The 515-nt window shown below is 56.3% G+C and carries 1 protein-coding gene; it reads right to left on the minus strand.

Annotation, left to right across the window (positions count from 1 at the left end):
- Positions 1-485, minus strand: a 485-nt coding sequence (locus tag ACQCLF_RS16035; protein WP_426989101.1) for an RHS repeat-associated core domain-containing protein, incomplete at its 3' end; no start/stop codon positions are given.
- Positions 486-515: the final 30 nt, after the last annotated feature.

The raw sequence follows: 515 nt of genomic DNA on the forward strand, positions 1-515 counted from the left end.
GCGGCGTTATCTAATCCTCGAACGAATCCGCCCGTTACAGCCCCCGTATACGCGCTGACAAACCCATGCCCGAACTTACCGCCCCGGAGCGCTGAGGTAATGCCTCCCGTGACGCCAAAGACAAACGCCTCGCCCCCACTAAATCCGCCTTTTGCAAAATCCTGGCCCATGCTGGCCATAACATAGGTACTGAACGCGGCAATAGCGACATCAAACGCGTCGCCACCGTAGTAGGCCGTTGTCGCCGCCGCCAACGCGGTACCACACGGAATACAGTAGGCCGTGACAACAGCCTGAATGACGGGTTTCAAGAAATTGTCCCTGAAACGAGTCCAGGCTGAAAAACCGCTGGGATCGGTCGCATTGAGCGGATTGTTGTGTACATAACTATAGCGGTTATAGCCTTGCGTGTCTGTCACGCCGTCGATCAGCGGATCCGCCTGCAAAAACCGGCCCAGTCGCGGGTCATAAATCCGCCCGTTCATATGGATCAAACCCACCTCATCCAGCATCTC

Source organism: Marinimicrobium sp. ARAG 43.8, assembly GCF_050113635.1.
Classification (GTDB): Bacteria; Pseudomonadota; Gammaproteobacteria; order Pseudomonadales; family Cellvibrionaceae; genus Marinimicrobium.